Origin of the sequence: Sphingomonas rubra, from assembly GCF_900115745.1 — a bacterium.
GTDB classification, from domain to species: domain Bacteria; phylum Pseudomonadota; class Alphaproteobacteria; order Sphingomonadales; family Sphingomonadaceae; genus Sphingomonas; species Sphingomonas rubra.
Genome location: NZ_FOXP01000011.1, coordinates 138,082 through 154,889 on the forward strand (window position 1 = coordinate 138,082; position 16,808 = coordinate 154,889).

At 68.9% G+C, this 16,808-nt stretch carries 19 protein-coding genes; 8 read left to right on the forward strand and 11 right to left on the reverse strand.

Annotated elements, in window-relative coordinates:
• Window positions 1-4: 4 nt before the first annotated feature.
• On the forward strand, window positions 5-1,303 hold the full coding sequence (locus tag BM145_RS13955; protein ID WP_093334267.1) for an alkaline phosphatase family protein: 1,299 nt from the start codon (window positions 5-7) through the stop codon (window positions 1,301-1,303).
• Window positions 1,300-1,746, forward strand: a complete 447-nt coding sequence (locus BM145_RS13960) for a MaoC family dehydratase (protein ID WP_177200221.1) — start codon at window positions 1,300-1,302, stop codon at window positions 1,744-1,746. The genes BM145_RS13955 and BM145_RS13960 overlap by 4 nt, the downstream gene beginning before the upstream one ends.
• Here BM145_RS13960 and BM145_RS13965 read toward each other — a convergent pair whose 3' ends face one another.
• The 4 genes from BM145_RS13965 to petA form a co-directional block, all read right to left on the reverse strand.
• A complete protein-coding gene (locus tag BM145_RS13965) occupies window positions 1,747-2,424 on the reverse strand; it encodes a hypothetical protein (RefSeq protein ID WP_093334269.1) in 678 nt (225 codons plus the stop codon).
• 220 nt (window positions 2,425-2,644) lie between these two features.
• On the reverse strand, window positions 2,645-3,487 hold the full coding sequence (locus BM145_RS13970) for a cytochrome c1 (RefSeq protein ID WP_093334270.1): 843 nt from the start codon (window positions 3,485-3,487) through the stop codon (window positions 2,645-2,647).
• A gap of 30 nt (window positions 3,488-3,517) precedes the next feature.
• On the reverse strand, window positions 3,518-4,801 hold the full coding sequence (locus BM145_RS13975; RefSeq protein ID WP_093334271.1) for a cytochrome b: 1,284 nt from the start codon (window positions 4,799-4,801) through the stop codon (window positions 3,518-3,520).
• 10 nt (window positions 4,802-4,811) lie between these two features.
• On the reverse strand, window positions 4,812-5,396 hold the full coding sequence (petA, locus tag BM145_RS13980) for a ubiquinol-cytochrome c reductase iron-sulfur subunit (protein ID WP_093334272.1): 585 nt from the start codon (window positions 5,394-5,396) through the stop codon (window positions 4,812-4,814).
• Between the two features lie 160 nt (window positions 5,397-5,556).
• Between petA and BM145_RS13985 the strand changes: the two genes are divergently transcribed.
• A complete protein-coding gene (locus BM145_RS13985; protein WP_093334273.1) occupies window positions 5,557-5,997 on the forward strand; it encodes a tRNA (cytidine(34)-2'-O)-methyltransferase in 441 nt (146 codons plus the stop codon).
• A 94-nt stretch (window positions 5,998-6,091) separates the two neighbouring features.
• On the opposite strand, the gene BM145_RS13990 is transcribed toward BM145_RS13985, so the two are convergent.
• Entirely contained in the window at window positions 6,092-6,820 is a 729-nt protein-coding gene (locus BM145_RS13990) for a hypothetical protein (RefSeq protein WP_093334274.1), read from the reverse strand.
• Between the two features lie 114 nt (window positions 6,821-6,934).
• Here BM145_RS13990 and hemF point away from each other — a divergent pair, with 114 nt between their 5' ends.
• Window positions 6,935-7,777 (forward strand): oxygen-dependent coproporphyrinogen oxidase, encoded by an 843-nt coding sequence (gene hemF, locus BM145_RS13995; RefSeq protein WP_093334275.1) that lies wholly within the window; start codon window positions 6,935-6,937, stop codon window positions 7,775-7,777.
• Between the two features lie 4 nt (window positions 7,778-7,781).
• Complete coding sequence (locus BM145_RS14000; RefSeq protein ID WP_093334276.1) at window positions 7,782-8,399, forward strand: GNAT family N-acetyltransferase; 618 nt, start codon at window positions 7,782-7,784, stop codon at window positions 8,397-8,399.
• Here the strand turns inward: BM145_RS14000 and BM145_RS14005 are convergent.
• Complete coding sequence (locus BM145_RS14005; protein WP_093334277.1) at window positions 8,363-9,169, reverse strand: hypothetical protein; 807 nt, start codon at window positions 9,167-9,169, stop codon at window positions 8,363-8,365. The genes BM145_RS14000 and BM145_RS14005 overlap by 37 nt on opposite strands.
• 75 nt (window positions 9,170-9,244) lie before the next feature.
• Between BM145_RS14005 and lipB the strand changes: the two genes are divergently transcribed.
• The 3 genes from lipB to BM145_RS14020 all read left to right on the forward strand — a co-directional run bounded on the left by lipB (window position 9,245) and on the right by BM145_RS14020 (window position 11,257).
• A complete protein-coding gene (gene lipB / locus BM145_RS14010; RefSeq protein ID WP_245739354.1) occupies window positions 9,245-9,916 on the forward strand; it encodes a lipoyl(octanoyl) transferase LipB in 672 nt (223 codons plus the stop codon).
• A gap of 93 nt (window positions 9,917-10,009) precedes the next feature.
• Window positions 10,010-10,276, forward strand: coding sequence for a hypothetical protein (locus tag BM145_RS14015; protein ID WP_093334279.1), 267 nt, complete (start codon window positions 10,010-10,012; stop codon window positions 10,274-10,276).
• A 234-nt stretch (window positions 10,277-10,510) separates the two neighbouring features.
• Complete coding sequence (locus BM145_RS14020; RefSeq protein WP_245739356.1) at window positions 10,511-11,257, forward strand: hypothetical protein; 747 nt, start codon at window positions 10,511-10,513, stop codon at window positions 11,255-11,257.
• 579 nt (window positions 11,258-11,836) lie between these two features.
• On the opposite strand, the gene queE is transcribed toward BM145_RS14020, so the two are convergent.
• The 5 genes from queE to BM145_RS14045 form a co-directional block, all read right to left on the reverse strand.
• Window positions 11,837-12,469, reverse strand: a complete 633-nt coding sequence (gene queE / locus BM145_RS14025) for a 7-carboxy-7-deazaguanine synthase (RefSeq protein ID WP_093334280.1) — start codon at window positions 12,467-12,469, stop codon at window positions 11,837-11,839.
• A complete protein-coding gene (queC, locus tag BM145_RS14030; RefSeq protein WP_093334281.1) occupies window positions 12,466-13,152 on the reverse strand; it encodes a 7-cyano-7-deazaguanine synthase QueC in 687 nt (228 codons plus the stop codon). The genes queE and queC overlap by 4 nt, the downstream gene beginning before the upstream one ends.
• A gap of 333 nt (window positions 13,153-13,485) precedes the next feature.
• The gene (gene hslO / locus BM145_RS14035; protein ID WP_093334282.1) at window positions 13,486-14,400 is read right to left on the reverse strand and encodes an Hsp33 family molecular chaperone HslO; all 915 of its coding nucleotides are present in this window, start codon (window positions 14,398-14,400) and stop codon (window positions 13,486-13,488) included.
• Between the two features lie 146 nt (window positions 14,401-14,546).
• Window positions 14,547-15,464 carry an ornithine carbamoyltransferase gene (gene argF, locus BM145_RS14040; RefSeq protein ID WP_093334283.1) on the reverse strand — a complete coding sequence of 306 codons (918 nt, stop codon included), beginning with the start codon at window positions 15,462-15,464 and terminating at the stop codon, window positions 14,547-14,549.
• A 148-nt stretch (window positions 15,465-15,612) separates the two neighbouring features.
• The gene (locus tag BM145_RS14045; protein WP_093334284.1) at window positions 15,613-16,803 is read right to left on the reverse strand and encodes an aspartate aminotransferase family protein; all 1,191 of its coding nucleotides are present in this window, start codon (window positions 16,801-16,803) and stop codon (window positions 15,613-15,615) included.
• Window positions 16,804-16,808: the final 5 nt, after the last annotated feature.

Below are 16,808 nucleotides of genomic sequence, written 5' to 3' on the forward strand. Positions count from 1 at the left end.
GCCGATGAAGAGCCTGTTCGCCCCTCTCGCCGCCGCGCTCGCGCTCGGCGGATGCACCGCCTACCCCTATACGCCGCCCGCGCTCGCACCGGTCACGCGGCCCGCCCCGCCGGTCGCCGTGGCCGATCCGGTCGCTGCTGAGGCGCCGGTGACCATCCTGATCTCCATCGATGGATTCCGCCCCGACTATCTCGATCGCGGCGTCACGCCCCATCTGTCGCGGCTGGCCCGTGACGGTGTGACCGCCTCGATGCGTCCGTCCTTTCCCTCCAAGACCTTCCCCAATCATTGGACCCTGGTCACCGGCCTGGTCCCCGACCATCACGGCATCGTCGCCAACAACATCGACGACCCCACCGCCACCCATCCCTCCTTCACCATGGCGACCGACGATCCCTGGTGGTGGAACGCGGCCGAGCCGATCTGGGTGACGGCGGAGAAGGCCGGCATCCGCACCGCGACCATGTTCTGGCCTGGGTCCACCGTCGCCTGGGGGAGCGTACGCGAGGAGGGCGGTCACCATCGGGTGGCCGGCGGCACCCGGCCGAAGGATTGGCAGCAGTTCAACCAAGCGGTGACCGGCGACCAGCGCGTCGACGCGGTCATCGACTGGCTGCGACGACCGGCGGCCACCCGACCACGGCTCGTGACGCTCTATTTCGACACGGTCGACACCGCGGGGCACCAGGACGGTCCGGACTCGCCCGGCGTCACGGCGGCGGTGGCGGACGTCGACCGATCCATCGGTCGGCTGATTACGGGGCTGGCGGAACTCGGCCTCCGCGCCAACCTGGTGATCGTCGCCGACCACGGCATGGCGGCGACCTCCAGCACGCGCACGGTGCTGCTCGACCGCATCCTCGCGCCCGGCGACGCGACGATCGGCGAGACTGGCCCCTATGCCGGTATCATGCCGGTCCCGGGCCACGAGGCCGCGGTCGAGCGTGCACTCTCGGCCCGGCACCCGCACATGCAGTGCTGGCGCAAGGATCGCATCCCCGCCCGTTTCCGCTACGGCAGCAACCCTCGCGTGCCGGCCTGGCTATGCTTGGCGGAAACCGGCTGGTCGATCCTCAAGACCGCACCGACCGAGCCGTTCGCCGGTGGCAATCACGGCTATGACAACCAGGCGCCCGAGATGCGCGCGTTGTTCATCGCGCACGGGCCCGCCTTCGCCGAGGGCAAGCGGCTACCAGCGTTCGACAACGTCGACGTTGCGCCGCTGCTGCGCGACTTGATCGGACTTCCCGCGAACCCACGGCTCGACGGTAGTGACGCCCCTTTCCGAAAGGTACTGCGATGACGATGTGGTTCGAGGACGTGCAGGTCGGCGCGCGCGCGTCGTTCGGCCATTACGTGGTCACCCGCGCCGAGGTGATCGCCTTTGCCGAGAAATATGATCCCCAACCCTTCCACCTGTCCGACGAGGCGGCGGAGACGCATTTCGGCCGCTTGTCGGCGAGCGGCTGGCATAGCTGCGCAATGACCATGGCGATGCTGGTCGAACATCTCAAAGGGACCGATCAAGCCAGTCTGGGTTCGCCGGGGATCGACGAGCTGCGCTGGCTGAAGCCGGTCTACCCTGGCGACACGCTACGTTGCGAGACCGAGGTGCTGGAGAAGCGCCGCTCCGCCAGCCGCCCGGAAATGGGGATCACCCGCAACCGGATGACCGTGTTCAACCAGGATGACGTCGCCGTGCTGAGCTTCGTGTCGAACGGCCTGATTCGAACCCGCCCCGTCTAATCAAGGAACATTCGGACGGGCACCACCGCGCAGACCGCCACCACGGACGCCTCCCGCACGCGGTCCCCCGCCACGCCATCCACCGGCACGTGGGCCACCCGTGCCGGTATTGCCGCTGATCGCCCGATTCTCTTGCCTGGTCTGGCGGTAGTCCTCGCGCACGTCGCGGCGAAACTCTCGGCGCGCTTCTTGACGGCCTTGGCGGAACTGGTCGCGATTGATCGTGCCGTCGCGAAACGCCCGCCGGTTGTCGCGCAGGTCGCCACGATAGTCGCGCCGCTCGTTGCGGTAATCGCGGCGGAAATCAGCCCAGTTGTCGCGGACCTGGTCGTTCCGGATACCGCCTCGGCGCCCTTCCCAATAGCGGCGCTGACCGGCGTTCCACCGGTGCGGACGGCGGTAGCGGTCGTACACGTAGGCGCCGGTCCCCGGATAGTAGAAGTTGTTGTACCAGCCGTAATAGCTGCCCACGCCACCATAGCTCAGGCCGCCGGCATAATAGGGATCGCCGTAGAGGCCGTTGCCGTAGCCGCCGTAATAAGGATCCGCGTAGCCGCCGGCGACACCGACCCCGACGCCGGAATAGCCGTAGCCGTCGGTACAAGCGGCCGTGGAGAGGCCGAAGCCGACAAGCAGGCTGGCGAGACCGAGGCGTTTGAGCAGTTGCTGCGTGACCATGAAGGAACCTCCCGTACAATGAGGCTCGCGGCGAGAACGCGCCGCCAGTAATCGCTCAACGAGGGCAGTTCGTCGCCGGTTCCCACGCGGGTCTCGGGAAGCGCCGCATCGACATGTCGGGCCGACGCATACGTGCGGGGATCGGCCTCGACCCGACGCGAAAAGGGCGGAGCCGCAGCCCCGCCCTTCGTCTATCAGCGATACCCGACAGGGCAGCCGATCAATGTTTCACGTCACGCCAGACGTTCTGGTAGGCGCCCCAGCACAGGAAGGTGAAGATCAGGAGAAAGACCAGGGTGGCGATGCCGGCGGCGTGACGGGCGCCGAGCTTGGGTTCGGCGGTCCAGGTCAGGAAGGCGGACACGTCGCGAGCCATCTGGTCGATGGTGGCGTTGGTGCCGTCGGCATAGGCGACCTGCCCGTTCGACGTCAGCGGCGGTGGCATGGCGATGTTGAGGTTGGCGAAATAGGGGTTGTAGTGCAGCCCCGCCGGCGTCTTGGCGCCGGGGAACTCGCGCACCAGCGCGGCGGGCTGCGGACGATAGCCGGTGAGCAGCGCGTGGACGTAGTTGACGCCGTCGTGACGCGCCTTGGTCATCAGCGACAGATCGGGCGGCAGCGCGTTGTTGTTGGCGGCGCGCGCGGCGATCTCGTTGGGGAAGGGCGAGGGGAAACGATCGCTCGGCACGTTCTTGCGCGTCGCGGCCTCACCCGTCTCCGGATTGATCGTCGGCTGCTCGATCACCCACTGGTTGGCGATCGCCTTCACCTCGGCCTCGGAATAGCCGATCTCCGCCAGGTCGCGGAACGCCACGTACTTCAGGCTGTGGCAGGCCGCGCAGACCTCCTTGTAGACCTGGAAGCCGCGCTGCACCTGGCGATTGTCGAAGCGGCCGAAGAAGCCGTTCGACGACAGCCCGATGTCGTGCGGGTGGAGGTGGAATTCCTCCTCGGCGGTCTCCGCCGCGGGGTTGGAGATCGCGCTCGACACAGTGCCGAACAGCGCGATCGCGAGCACGCCGACGAAGGCGAGACCGACCAAGTAAGAGATCAAGCGAACCATGTGTTGTTATCCGTCCCTGTTCGGTTCGTCTCAGGCCAGCGCCGTCTTGGCCGGGCTCGTGCCGCCGTGCTTCTCCAGCACCGCTTCGGTGATCGAGTTGGGCAGCGGGCGGGGACGCTCGGAGCGCGCCACCATCGGCAGGATGATGAGGAAGTGCGCGAAATAATAGGCCGAGGCGATCTGCCCGAGTATCACGTTGCGCGCGTTCGCCTCCGCCCCGCCGACATAGCCCAGCAGCAGCACGTCGAAGAGCAGCACGATCAGGAAGGCGCGGTACTTGGGCCGGTAGTTGGCCGAGCGCACCGGCGACGAATCGAGCCAGGGCAGGAAGAACAGCAGCAGGATCGAGCCGAACATCGCCAGCACGCCCCACAGCTTCGCCGGGATGATGAAGTCGGCGGTGAAGCTCTTCAGGATCGCGTAGAAGGGCAGGAAGTACCATTCCGGCACGATGTGCGCGGGCGTGGAGAGCGGGTTCGCCTCGATATAATTGTCCGGGTGGCCGAGCAGGTTGGGCGAGAAGAAGATCAGCGCCGCGAATACCAGCATGAACACGCCGACGCCGAAGCCGTCCTTAGCAGTGTAATAGGGATGGAACGGCACCGTGTCCTGCTCGCCCTTCACGTCGACGCCGGTCGGGTTGTTCGAGCCGGGGATGTGCAACGCCCAGATGTGCAGGATGATGACGCCCGCCGTCACGAACGGCAGCAGATAGTGGAGCGAGAAGAAGCGGTTGAGCGCGGCATTGTCCGGCGCGTAGCCGCCGAGCAGCCAGATGCGGATGCTCTCACCGACCAGCGGAATGGCCGAGAAGAAGCCGGTGATGACCTGCGCCCCCCAGAAGCTCATCTGACCCCAGGGCAGGACGTAGCCCATGAAGGCGGTGGCCATCATCAGCAGGAAGATGACGACGCCCAAGAGCCACACCATCTCGCGCGGCGCCTTGTACGACCCGTAATAAAGGCCGCGGGCGATGTGGATGTAGACGACCAGCAGGAACATCGACGCGCCGTTGGCGTGCGCGTAGCGCAGGAACCAGCCCGCGTTGACGTCGCGCATGATCTGCTCGACCGATTCGAACGCAACGCCGGCATTGGCGGCGTAATGCATCGCCAGCACGATGCCGGTGACGATCTGCAACGTCAGCGCGAGCCCGGCGAGGACGCCGAAATTCCAGAAATAATTGAGGTTGCGCGGCACCGGATAGCCCGCGCCGACCGCGTTGTAGACGAGACGCGGCAACGGCAGCTTCTCATCGAGCCAGCGCATCAGCGGCTGCTTCGGCTCGTACTGCTTGGCCCAGGGAAAGCTCATGGGTTCGTCCTCAGCCGACCAGCACGGTCGTGTCGTTGGTGAAAGCGTATTCGGGCACCTGGAGGTTGGTCGGCGCCGGTCCCTGGCGGATGCGCGCCGCGGTATCGTACGCCGACCCGTGGCACGGACAGAAATAGCCGCCGAACGGCCCCTTGTTCTCGCCCTCGCCCGCGCCCAGCGGCACGCAGCCGAGATGGGTGCAGACGCCCAGCGTGATGAGCCAGTTCTCCTTGCCCGCCTTGGTCCGCTCGGCCAGCGTCTGCGGGTCACGCAGCTCGCTGAGGGGAACGGCGTTCGCCTCCGCGATCTCGGCCGGCGTCAGGTTGCGCACGAACAGCGGCTGCTTGCGGAAGGAAGACTTGATCGCCTGGCCGGGCGCGATCTTGGACACATCGAGCTCGGTGGTCGACTGCGCCAGTACGTCGGCCGAGGGATTCATCTGATTGATGAGCGGCAGCACGATCGCGACCGCGCCGACGCCCGCGAAGGACACGGCGGCGATGTTGATGAAGTCGCGACGGCGCGGGTCATGCACCTCTTCGGTCAGCAGGGCCGGGTCTTCACCGGGAGGAAGCTGGTCGTTGACAATCGCCATTCGCGTGCGGGCCCTTGATCCTGGTCACGGGCCCGACGTGACGCGAGCCCATTGGGGCTCGTGGCCGTCCACACGGCAACCCCTCTCGGCCTCCTAGCCGCCGCGGGCGCGCTTTGCCAACAGCATTTTGGGCCGGCGCAGACCTGCGTTACCGGGTGTCATGCGCCTCGCCCTCCACCAACCCGACATCGCCGGCAACGTCGGCACGCTGATCCGCACCGCCGCCTGCTTGGGCGCGGGGCTCGACCTGATCGAACCGCTGGGCTTTCCCTTCGGCGATCGGGCGATGGCGCGGGCGGGGATGGACTATGCCGAACGTGCCGTCGTCACCCGCCACCGCGACTGGGCGGCGTTCGAGGCGCAGGTCTCGGGCCGGATCGTGCTGCTGACCACCACGGGCGCCGTACCGCTATGGGATACCGCCTTCCGCGCCGAGGACGTATTGCTGCTCGGCGCGGAGGGCGCGGGCGTGCCGGCCCATGTCCACGCGCGCGCCGACGTGCGCGTGGTAATCCCGATGCAGCCGGGCATGCGCTCGCTCAACGTGGCGGTGACGGGCGGGATTGCGCTGGCGGAGGCGCTGCGGCAGGTGAGGACGTGATGGACGCCGCGCGGCTCTCGGTCCTTTGCCGCGGAACCCGCGTTCGCCCGTCAGCAGACGTTCGTCGATAGGCCCCGGTGCGGATGGTCCCGCGTCAGGATCGGGCGAGAGTCGCGAGCGGCTCCTTCAGCTTGCCGCCGGTCGCCAGCGCCGTCCAAGAGGCGAGGCCGGGTTCGGCGGTGCAACCTTCGGCCGCACCGGCATCCACCGAATAGTTCACGCCGACACCGCGCGGCGTGACGAAGGCGGAGGCGAGCGTCGCGCCATCGCCGGCCACGAAGGTCTTGCAGTCGGCCCCACCCTCATATTCCTGCGCGGCCAGCGTGGCGAGGGCGGCGGGGGTACGGCCGCTCGCCTCGACCACGTCGATCTCCGCGCCCGACGAAAGATCAAAGGTATGCGCGGCCGTCAGCATGGTGCCGCGTGCGCCGCCGCAACCGGCCTCGCCGGTGATCCGCAGGCTGAGGACGCCCTTGTCGTTATAGGTCGGCTGCGCCGCATATCCGTACGAGAAGGGTCTGCCCTCGGCGATCTGACTGCACTCCCTGGCGGACACGGCGGCCTGATCGCGGACGGTGGCGAGCGCGGCATTGATCCGGGAGGCGGCGGCGGCATCGATCCCGCCGACCTCGGGAATCGAGATGTCGGGAAAGCCGGCGACCGGTTTCGGCGACAACGAGGCCTTCTCGACGACCGGGTTCGTCGATCCCGACGACGGCCGAGGGGATGCCGCGGCAGCGGCATCGTTGCCCTGCGGCGGGGAAGTGCAGGCGGCGAGCAACGCCACGGCGCCGAGCGAAACCGGCAGGCGAACGTCGATCATGAGCAACTCCTGGAACCGCGAGAGGGACGCTACGGAACGCGCCGCTCGGCCGGCAAGTTTCGCCGGCGCCGCTTCGCCCTCCCCCGTTGCGCCGTTGCTTGCTAGAGCGGCGCGATGATCGAGATGGATGACCAGCAAGCCGCCGCCCGCGCGTGGTTCGAAGCGCTCCGCACGCGCATCTGCACGAGCTTCGAGGCGATCGAGCGCGAGGCGGGGTCGGATGCGGCGTTCACCTATGCGCCGTGGGACCGCGTCGATCCGTCCGGCGAGCCCGGCGGCGGCGGCGTGCGCGGCGTGATGAAGGGGCGCGTGTTCGAGAAGGTGGGCGTCAACGTCTCCACCGTCGGCGGCACGTTCGAGGGGGATTTCGCGCGGTCGATTCGCGGGGCGGGGGACGATCCGCGCTTCTTCGCCACTGGCATCAGCCTGGTCGCGCACATGGCCAACCCGCACGCGCCCGCGGTGCACATGAACTGCCGCTTCCTGCGCACCACGACGCAATGGTTCGGCGGCGGCGCCGATCTCAACCCACCGCTGCCGGTGGAGGGCGATACGGCCGACTTCCACGCCGCGATGAAGGCGGCGTGCGACGCGCACGACGCGACCTATTACCCCCGCTTCAAGGAATGGGCGGACGAGTATTTCTACATCCCGCACCGGCAGGTGCATCGCGGCGCCGGCGGCATCTTCTTCGATCATCTGGAGGGCGGGTTCGACGCGGACTTCGCCTTCGTGCGCGACGTGGGAGAAGCGTTCCTGGCCATCTATCCGGCGATCGTGCGGCGGCGGATGGACGATGGCTTCACCGAGGCCGACGTGGCGGCGATGCGGGCGTGGCGCGGACGCTATGCCGAGTTCAACCTGGTGTACGACCGGGGCACGCTGTTCGGCCTGAAGACGGGCGGCAACATCGACGCGATCCTGATGAGCCTGCCGCCGGTCGCCACGTGGGAGTGATCGGGTGGCCCTGATCCCGGTCGAGCCGGGGCAGTTGGCGACGGTGGTGACCTCGCTCTCCCTGTACGAGCGGCCGCGACCGAGGCCCCTGCCCCCCTCGCCGCTCAGGCTGGAGCGGTGGGCGGCGCCGTCGCCGGCGCGCTACCGGGCGCTGTTCGCGCGCGTCGGCGGGCCGTGGCTGTGGTTCTCGCGACTGGTGCTCGACGATGCGGGGCTGACGGCGATCGTCGGCGATCCGCTGGTCGAGGTCCATGCCGCGGTCGACCGCGCGGGCGTGGAAGTGGGGATGGTGGAGTTGGATTTCCGGGGCGGTGTGGCGTGCACGCTCGCCTATTTCGGGCTGGTGCCGGAGCTGGCGGGGCGTGGGATCGGCGGGTGGATGATGGCGGAGACGCTGGCGCGGGCGTGGCGGCCGGGGGTGGCGCGGGTCGACGTCAACACCTGCACGCTCGACCATCCGGCGGCGCTCGGCTTCTACCGGCGGCACGGCTTCGTCGCGACCGGGCGGACGATCGAGACCTTCGCCGACCCGCGGATCGCCGGCATCCTGCCGCGCGACGCCGCGCCGCAGGTGCCGCTGCTGGATCAGAGCGGATCGCGGGCGGCGCGCGCCGCGACGTAGAGCTGCGCCTGGAACACCGCGGCGACGGCCGAGAAGACGGTGCTGACCGCCGCGGCGGCGACGCCCGCCAGGAACGCGGCGGTGGGGATGCCGTCCGCGCCGAGCAGCAGCCGCACGACGAGGCCGACCACCGATCGCGCCGCCAGCGTCGGCACCAGCACGACCAGGGCGAACAGGACCAGCACGCCGATCAGCCGCCAGGTGAGCCCGCGCGTCAGCTCCACCGAGCGCAGCACCGAGCGCAGGCCGAGCCGCTCGTTCAGGATCACGGGGTTGAGCAGCATCAGCCGCGCCGACAGCCACAGACCCGCGACGATCAGCACCAGCGTGTACAGCGTCACGAACGTCGCCGCGCCGCCGGACAGCTTGACCGCCGTGCTGGGCAGGGTGACGTTCACGCCGCCCCGGACCAGCGCCACGAAGATCGGCACGAAGGCGAGCGACAGCGCCACGCCCAATGCCACGACGATGCCGATCGCGGGCAGCACGCGCGCGCTGGCCTGCGCCTGCGCGTCGGCGCGGGTGGTCGCGGGGTCGGTGGCGACGGCGATGATCGCCAGCGTTCCCCACACGGTGGCGACGACCACGGCGAGCGCCACCGCCAGGACCAGCAAGCCGGCAGCGGGTACGGCGCGCGGGCCGTAGCTGGCGAGCGCGGCGTTGACGACGCTGGGCAGGAAGATCGCCAGCGCCGCGATCGGCGCGATGATCGCCGTCCGCCCGCGCAGCACGTCCACCGTGCGGTCCCACACCTGTCCCACGCTCACCATGTCCGTCGTTCCCCGTTGTCGACCCTTGCCGGGCGCTATCTTGCATGAGCGGGCGCGCGCGGCCAGATGCCGCGGGTGACATCGCCGCTTCTTCCCCCGCCCGAGTGGCGCGTCTCGCCCGGCCTGACCCCCTATCCGGCGGCGCTGGCCGAGATGGAGGCGCGCGCGGCGGCGGTGGCGGGGTCGCACGCGCACGAGCTGATCTGGCTGCTGGAGCATCCGCCGGTCTACACCGCGGGGACCAGCGCCGACCCTGCCGACCTGGTCGATCCGCGCTTCCCGGTCGTGTCGGCCGGGCGCGGCGGCAAATACACCTATCACGGTCCGGGGCAGCGGGTCGGCTATCTGGTGCTCGACCTCAACGCGCGCGGGCGCGACGTGCGCTGCTTCGTCCACGCGGTGGAGGGATGGGTGATCGCCGCGCTCGGCCGCCTCGGTGTAGAGGCGTTCCGGGCGCCGGGGCGGGTCGGCATCTGGACGCTGGACGCGGCCGGTCGCGAGGCCAAGGTGGGCGCGATCGGGGTGCGGGTGCGGCGCTGGGTGACGCTGCACGGCTTCTCCGTCAACGTCGCGCCGGACCTGTCGCATTTCGGCGGCATCGTGCCGTGCGGGCTGCCCGACCACCCGGTCACCAGCCTCGCCGCGCTGGGAAGGCCGACGGACATGGCGACGTTCGACGAGGCGCTGGCGTCGTGCGCGCCGGCGTTCCTGCAAACTCTTTCTTGCCCGTCGCAAAACGAGACTTGAGGGCGCGCGGGTTAGCGTTTACACGTCCACGTCGATTTGGGCTTAAAAGGGCGATCGATAGCCCGCCAAATCCTCTATCTAGGGAGCTTCCACATGCGTTCGATCTTTTCCAAGGTTCTGACCGGCTCGATGATCGCCGGCGCCGCGCTGGCCGTGTCGGCCTGCGGTCCGAAGACCGAGACCACGACCGACAACACCATGGTCACCGACATGAACACCACCGAGGGCATGGACACCATGACCGACAACATGACCGCCGTCGACGGCAGCATGAACGGTGGCATGATGGCCAACGACACCATGATGGCGAACGACACCATGATGTCGAACGACATGACCATGACCAACAACATGATGTAATTCCCCTTACGGGAATTCACCATGCGAAGGGCCGTCCGGGCGACCGGGCGGCCCTTTGTCGTTGCGGGCCTGGTGCATCGCCACGTGCGACGGACGGGATCGTTCCGGCTGCGACCGGCGGTTGATCGCGTCGGCGCCACGACTGACCGGCGATCACGGTTAATTCCTGCTGTCGCGATCGCCGAAATGCGGTAGATTCCCGCGCACAAGCAGGGTGTTGGGAGTGCAAGGGTGATGAGGGGTCGGGTTCGCGCAGGGGCGCTGGCGACAGTGGCGGCGGCGTTGGCCGCCGGGGCGACGGCGACGCCCGCCGCCGCGCAATTCTATTACCAGAGCCACAGCTATGCCGGCGAGGCGGTGCGCGGCGACGAGCCGGGGATCACCCAGCCGCTGCCCGGCGCGACGCCGGAGGAAATGCAGGCGGGCCTGGTGTGGACGCTGCGCTCCGCGCTCAACGTCGCGGCGCTGCAATGCCAGTTCGAGCCGACGCTGCTGACGGTCGGCAACTACAACGCCATCCTGCTCGATCATCGCGACGAGTTGAAGAAGGCGTGGGACACGCTGGGCAAGTATTTCAAGCGCACCAACAAGACGCCGCGCGAGGCGCAGAACGCGCTCGACCAGTTCGGCACGCGCACCTATTCCAGCTTCGCGACGGTGGTGTCGCAGTTCGGCTTCTGCCAGACCGCCAACGCGATCGGCCGCGACGCGCTGTTCCAGCCGCGCGGCAGCCTGGCGACGCTCGCGAGCACGCGGATGCGCGAGCTGCGCAACAGCCTGAAGCCGTACGGGGACGAGCGGTTCGCGCCGCGCGGCCTGACCTACGAGAACGCCAATGTGCCGCGGATGGACCCGATCTGCTGGAACAAGAAGGGCGAGTGGCAGATCAAGAAGTGCGGCACGCCCAACTGGCCGCCGGTCGCGCTGATCCCGGCACCGGCCGCCGCGGCGGTGACGGCGAAGGTCGCGTCGGCGCAGTAAGGAGCGGCGCCTTTCCTTCGCGATGCCGGGCTCGTTCCGGCATTCGGGGCGCAGGCGATGTGGGAGCCTGGGGCAAACAGGTCCCCCCCTTCGTCACCCCGGACTTGATCCGGGGTCCATCTCACCGCAGGAGCCGCCGTCCGTGTGCTCGCGGAACCATGGACCCCGGATCAGGTCCGGGGTGACGGAGGGCCTGTTGGTGCGTCGTGCCCGAATGCCTTCCGTTCGGCCTGAGCGCAGTCGAAGGCCCCAGCATCGTGATCTGGACCCTCAAGAGTCGGTTGACGATGGATTGATCCACTACCGTTCGCCCTGAGCGAAGTCGAAGGGCAGGTTACCAGCGCATTGCCTCGGGCCTGTGCTTCGACTTCGTTCAGCACGAACGGGTTAAACTGATGTCATCATGCTGTAGAACGGGATGGCATCACCCAGACCCGTTCGTGCTGGGCGAAGTTGAGGCACGGGTTAGGACCGGCTCGCTCGTGGCCTGCCCTTCGACGTCGCTCAGGGCGAACGGTGGTCGGTCAATCGCTCGTTATCCCCCTCCCGCTCAAGCCATGGGGCGGCGGGCAGGAAGCGTTACCTCAGCCCGAGCAGCTTGTGCGTCTGGAGCGACAGCCGCCAGCGCGGGCGTTCCAGGACGGTGGCGACGCAGGCCTCGCGGTTGGCGTCGGCGCGCGCGTCGTCGAGCGGCTGGAGGAGGTGATGGGTGAAGTTCCAGCCTTCCAGCGCGACCGGGTCGATCCCCACTTGCGGCCAGACCAGCTTCAGCTCGTCGCCCCGGCGCTGGACGACGTCGCTGCCCGCCTTGGGGCTGATGCACACCCAGTCGATCAGCGGATGGACAGGCAGCGTGCCGTTGCTCTCGATCGCGATGCGGAAGCCGGCGGCGTGGAGTTCGTCGACCAGCGCGTCGTCGACCTGGAGCATCGGCTCGCCGCCAGTCAGCACGACGAAGCGGCGGTCCCGCCCCTCGCCCCAGAAACCCTCCACCGCCGCGACCAGCGCCGCCGCGTCGGCGAACTTGCCGCCGCCCAGGCCGTCGGTGCCGACGAAATCGGTATCGCAGAAGCGGCACACCGCGGTGGCGCGATCCTGCTCGCGCCCCGACCACAGGTTGCAGCCGGCGAAGCGCACGAACACCGCGCGCGCGCCGGCGTTCACCCCCTCCCCCTGCAGGGTCAGGAACATCTCCTTGACGGCGTAGGTCACGCGTATCGGGTCGGGTCGGCGATGCCCGCTTCCTCGAAGCCCAGCGCGCGCAGACGGCAGCTGTCGCAGGCGCCGCAGTGCAGCGCGTCGTCGCCCTGCATCACCGGATCGTAGCAGGACCAGCTGATGCCGAGATCGAGGCCGAGGCGCGTGCCCTCGCGGACGATGTCGGCCTTGGTCATGTGCTGGAGCGGCGCGCGGATGCGGAACCGCTCGCCCTCCGCGCCCGCCTTGGTGGCGAGTTCGGCCAGATGCTCGAAGCCGGCGACGAACTCGGGCCGGCAATCGGGATAGCCGGAATAATCGAGCGCGTTGACGCCGATATAGAGGTCGCGCGCGCCCGCCGCCTCCGCCCAGCCGAGCGCGAGCGACAGGAAGATGGTGTTGCGCGCGGGCACGTAGGTGACGGGAATGCCGGGCTGCACCCCGTCCTTGGGCACGGCGATATCGGCGGTCAGCGCCGATCCGCCGAACGCCGACAGGTCGAGCGGCAGGACGATGTGACGCTCGGCGCCGAGCGTCTCCGCGACACGCGCGGCGGCGGCGAGCTCGATCCGGTGGCGCTGGTTGTAGTCGACCGACAAGGCGAGCAGGCGATATCCCGCCTCGACGGCGGAGGCGGCGGACACCATCGAGTCGAGGCCGCCCGAGACGAGCGCGACCGCAAGAGGTTGATCTGTCATGATCCGGCGCGCGCTACGCCTGTCCGACGCAAAAAGAAAGGGCCGCAACAGTGTCGCGGCCCCGTAAGGCTTTATCGAGGGAGAGAGCATGCCGGAGCCTGCTGTCCCGATCCTTGTGGCAGGGAGGGGTGAAGAGCCGGTTAACGAGGCGGGTGTTGGCGCGATACAACGCTTCGTCCGTGCGGGCGGTTTGGCGCCAATGCTCGCCAGCCTCGCTCGTCATGCCGGGCTCGTCCCGGCATCCAGAGTTGCGGAGTGCGGCGCTGCTTGATCCTGGACCCCGGCACGAGGCCGGGGTGACGTTGTTTTTAAAGGACAGGACAGCGGCAATAGCTACCGCACCGGCACCAGATCCTCCGCACCGACCGGGAACTTGGTCGCGCAGAAGGCGCAGTCGACCGAGATGATGCCGGCCTCGTCCGCCATCTCGCGGCGTTCCTCGACGGGGAACTTCGACAGCACCGACAGGATATGCTCGGGCGTGCAGCGGCAGCCGCGCGACATCGGCGTCGAGGCGAGGACGCGCACCTCGTCCTCCTCGTTGAACAGCCGCCAGACCAGGGTCTCCAGCGGCAAGGCCGGGTCGGCGAGCTCGTCGGCGCCGGTGGTTTGCCCCAGCGCGGCGACGTGCTCCCATTCGGGATGGTCGAGCCGGGTGTGCAGCCGCTCGCGCCCGACCTCGCCCTCGGGCAGGTGCTGGAGGAGGAGGCCGCCCGCGGCGAGCCGCCCGTCGGCACCGCGGCGCATGCCGAAGCGGACCAGCGAGGGGATCTGCTCCGACTGGACGAAATAGCTCTCCACCGCCTGCGCCAGCGTGTCGCCGTCGAGCGGGACGATGCCCTGGTAGCGCTCGCCGGAGGTGGCGAGGTCGAAAGTGATCGCCAGATACCCCTGGCCGAACAGCGCGAACAACGACGGCTGCTCCGGCATCTCGGCGAGGCGGTCGGCGTCGTACTCGATATAGCCGCGCACCTCGCCACCGCGATAGTCGCAGACGAGGAGGCGGATCACGCCCGCTTCCGTCCGCGTCTGCATGGTCAGCTGGCCGCCCTCGTCCTTCAGGGTCGAGCCGACCAGCGCGGCGAGGGTCAGCGCCTCGGCGAGCAGCGCCTCGATCGCGGGCGGGTAACTGTGGGCGGCGAGCACGCTCTCCAGCGCCGCGCCGAGCCGCACGACGCGGCCGCGGGCGTGGCGCGCGGGGATGGTGAAGCCGAGCGCGCGGTCTAGGTCGGGGATGGTGTCGTTCATCGAATCCTGTCCGTCACCCCGGCGACGGCCGGGATCTCGTGCCGCGAGGGTGCGGTCCATCGAGGGAGATGCCGGCCGGTGCCGACGGGACGGATGTGGTGGTGGGGGTGGTTCCGATCAACCATCACCCCCGTGTCGGCTGCGCGCTAACCGATCTGGCCGAAACACCAGCGCAGCACGCTCTTCTGCGCGTGCAGCCGGTTCTCCGCCTCCGCCCAGATCAGCGACTGCGGTCCGTCGATCACGTCCGCCGTCACTTCCTCGCCGCGGTGCGCGGGCAGGCAGTGGAGGAACTTGGCGTCGGGCTTGGCCAGCGCCATCAGGTCGGGGGTCACCTGATAGGGGCCGAGCGCGGCGAGCTTCGCGTCGGCATGGGCCTGCCCCATCGAGATCCAGGTGTCGGTGACGACGATGTCGGCGCCCTCCGCCGCCTCGCGCGGGTCGGCGACGACGCGGGCGCGACCGGAGGCGGCGACGATCGCCTCTTCCTCCGGCGCGAACCCCGGCGGGCAGGCGGCGACGACGTCGAAGTGCATCAGCCCCGCGGCCTCGACGATCGAGGCGAGGACGTTGTTGCCGTCGCCCAGCCACGCGACCTTGAGGCCGGGCAGCGCCTTGCCGGCCTCCACGATTGTGAGCAGGTCGGCCATGATCTGGCACGGGTGCGAGGCGTCGGTTAGGCCGTTGATGACGGGGACGGTGGCGTGATGCGCCATTTCCTCCAGCTTGGCGTGATCGTCGGTGCGGATCATGATCGCGTCGGCATAGCCCGATAGGATGCGCGCGGTATCCGCGACGCTCTCGCCGCGGCCGAGCTGCATCGTGCCGGCGTCGAGCACGATCGAGGAGCCGCCGAGCTGGCGGATCGCCATGTCGAACGACACGCGGGTGCGGGTGGAGTTCTTCTCGAACACCATCGCCAGCGCGTGGCCCGCGAGCGGCGCATCGGCGTCGGCGCGACCCTTGGGGAAGCCGGCGCGAGCGGCCTTGCGGTCGTGCGCGTCGGCGAGCATCGCGGCGATCCCGTGTGCCCCGGCGTCGGTGAGGTTTAGGAAATGGCGCATCGTCTCAGTCCTCCCCTGCAAGGGGAGGGGGACCGTCGGCGAAGCCGGTGGTGGTGGGGGTTATCCACCGGGTACACCGTCCGCGGCGATCCCCCTCCACCATGCTTCGCATGGTCCCCTCCCCGTGAACGGGGAGGATCTTACGTCGTCAATCGTCGCTCGCCGGCACGTAGACGCGGGCGGCATCGGACAGTTTCTGCGTGAACTCGGCGACGTGGCTCTCGTCGATCACCAGCGGCGGCAGCACGCGCACGACGTTGTCGCCGGCCGACACGGTCAGCAACTGGTGCTCGTCGCGCAGGAAGGCGACGAAGCGGCGGCTGTCGGTCTTCAGCTTCAGCCCGAGCATCAGCCCCTTGCCGCGGACTTCCTGGAACAGGTGGTCGTGGTTGGGGATCATCTGTTCGAGCGACGCGCGCAGCCGATCGCCCATCGTGGTCACGTGATCGAGGAACCCCTCACCCTGAATCACGTCGAGCACCGCCTGCCCCGCCGCCATCGCCAGCGGGTTGCCGCCATAGGTCGACCCGTGGGTGCCGATCACCATGCCCTTGGCCGCTTCCTCGGTCGCGAGGCACGCGCCGAGCGGGAAGCCGCCGCCGATGCCCTTCGCGACCGCCATGACGTCCGGCACGATGCCGTAATGCTCGTGCGCGAAGAACTTGCCGGTGCGGCCGTAGCCCGCCTGCACCTCGTCGAGCACCAGCAGCAGGCCGTGCTCGTCGCACGCCTTGCGCAAGCCTTGCAGGAACTCGGGCGTGGCGGTGGCGAGGCCGCCCTCGCCCTGGATCGGCTCGACCAGGAAGCCGGCGGTGTTCGCGTCGATCAGCGCCAGCGCGCCTTCCAGATCGTTGAACTGCGCGTAGGCGAAGCCGGGCAGCAGCGGCTCGAACCCGTCGCGCATCTTGGCCTGGTCGGTCGCCGAGATCGCGCCCAGGGTGCGGCCGTGGAAAGCGTTCTTGAAGGTGATGAGCGTGTGCCGCTCCGGGTTGCCGTTGGCATGGTGATAGCGGCGCGCGGTCTTGATCGCGCACTCCACCGCCTCGGCGCCCGAGTTGGTGAAGAACACCGTATCGGCGAAGGTGAGGTCGACCAGCCGCTGCGCCAGCGCCTCGCCCTGCGGGGAGCCGTAGAGGTTCGACACGTGCATCAGCGTCGCCGCCTGATCGGCGATGGCCTTGGTCAGCGCCGGGTGGCCATGCCCCAGCGCGTTGACCGCGATGCCCGCGGCGAAATCGAGATACTGCGTCCCGTCCTCGCCGTAGAGATACACCCCCTCCCCTCGCACCGGCCGCACGCCGCAACGCGGATAGACGGGCATGAGCGGGGTGATGGTCACGGGAG

What these genes read in the sequence shown, in the direction of transcription:
- hemF (WP_093334275.1), top strand. Translation starts at nt 6,935, where the DNA reads ATGATCGAGATGGATGACCAGCAAGCCGCCGCCCGCGCGTGGTTCGAA.
- BM145_RS14020 (WP_245739356.1), top strand. Translation starts at nt 10,511, where the DNA reads ATGAGGGGTCGGGTTCGCGCAGGGGCGCTGGCGACAGTGGCGGCGGCG.
- BM145_RS13990 (WP_093334274.1), bottom strand. Translation starts at nt 6,820, where the DNA reads ATGATCGACGTTCGCCTGCCGGTTTCGCTCGGCGCCGTGGCGTTGCTC.
- BM145_RS13970 (WP_093334270.1), bottom strand. Translation starts at nt 3,487, where the DNA reads ATGGTTCGCTTGATCTCTTACTTGGTCGGTCTCGCCTTCGTCGGCGTG.
- BM145_RS13985 (WP_093334273.1), top strand. Translation starts at nt 5,557, where the DNA reads ATGCGCCTCGCCCTCCACCAACCCGACATCGCCGGCAACGTCGGCACG.
- BM145_RS13975 (WP_093334271.1), bottom strand. Translation starts at nt 4,801, where the DNA reads ATGAGCTTTCCCTGGGCCAAGCAGTACGAGCCGAAGCAGCCGCTGATG.
- BM145_RS13965 (WP_093334269.1), bottom strand. Translation starts at nt 2,424, where the DNA reads ATGGTCACGCAGCAACTGCTCAAACGCCTCGGTCTCGCCAGCCTGCTT.
- petA (WP_093334272.1), bottom strand. Translation starts at nt 5,396, where the DNA reads ATGGCGATTGTCAACGACCAGCTTCCTCCCGGTGAAGACCCGGCCCTG.
- BM145_RS14005 (WP_093334277.1), bottom strand. Translation starts at nt 9,169, where the DNA reads ATGGTGAGCGTGGGACAGGTGTGGGACCGCACGGTGGACGTGCTGCGC.
- BM145_RS13960 (WP_177200221.1), top strand. Translation starts at nt 1,300, where the DNA reads ATGACGATGTGGTTCGAGGACGTGCAGGTCGGCGCGCGCGCGTCGTTC.
- hslO (WP_093334282.1), bottom strand. Translation starts at nt 14,400, where the DNA reads ATGAACGACACCATCCCCGACCTAGACCGCGCGCTCGGCTTCACCATC.
- argF (WP_093334283.1), bottom strand. Translation starts at nt 15,464, where the DNA reads ATGCGCCATTTCCTAAACCTCACCGACGCCGGGGCACACGGGATCGCC.
- BM145_RS14015 (WP_093334279.1), top strand. Translation starts at nt 10,010, where the DNA reads ATGCGTTCGATCTTTTCCAAGGTTCTGACCGGCTCGATGATCGCCGGC.
- BM145_RS13955 (WP_093334267.1), top strand. Translation starts at nt 5, where the DNA reads ATGAAGAGCCTGTTCGCCCCTCTCGCCGCCGCGCTCGCGCTCGGCGGA.
- queC (WP_093334281.1), bottom strand. Translation starts at nt 13,152, where the DNA reads ATGACAGATCAACCTCTTGCGGTCGCGCTCGTCTCGGGCGGCCTCGAC.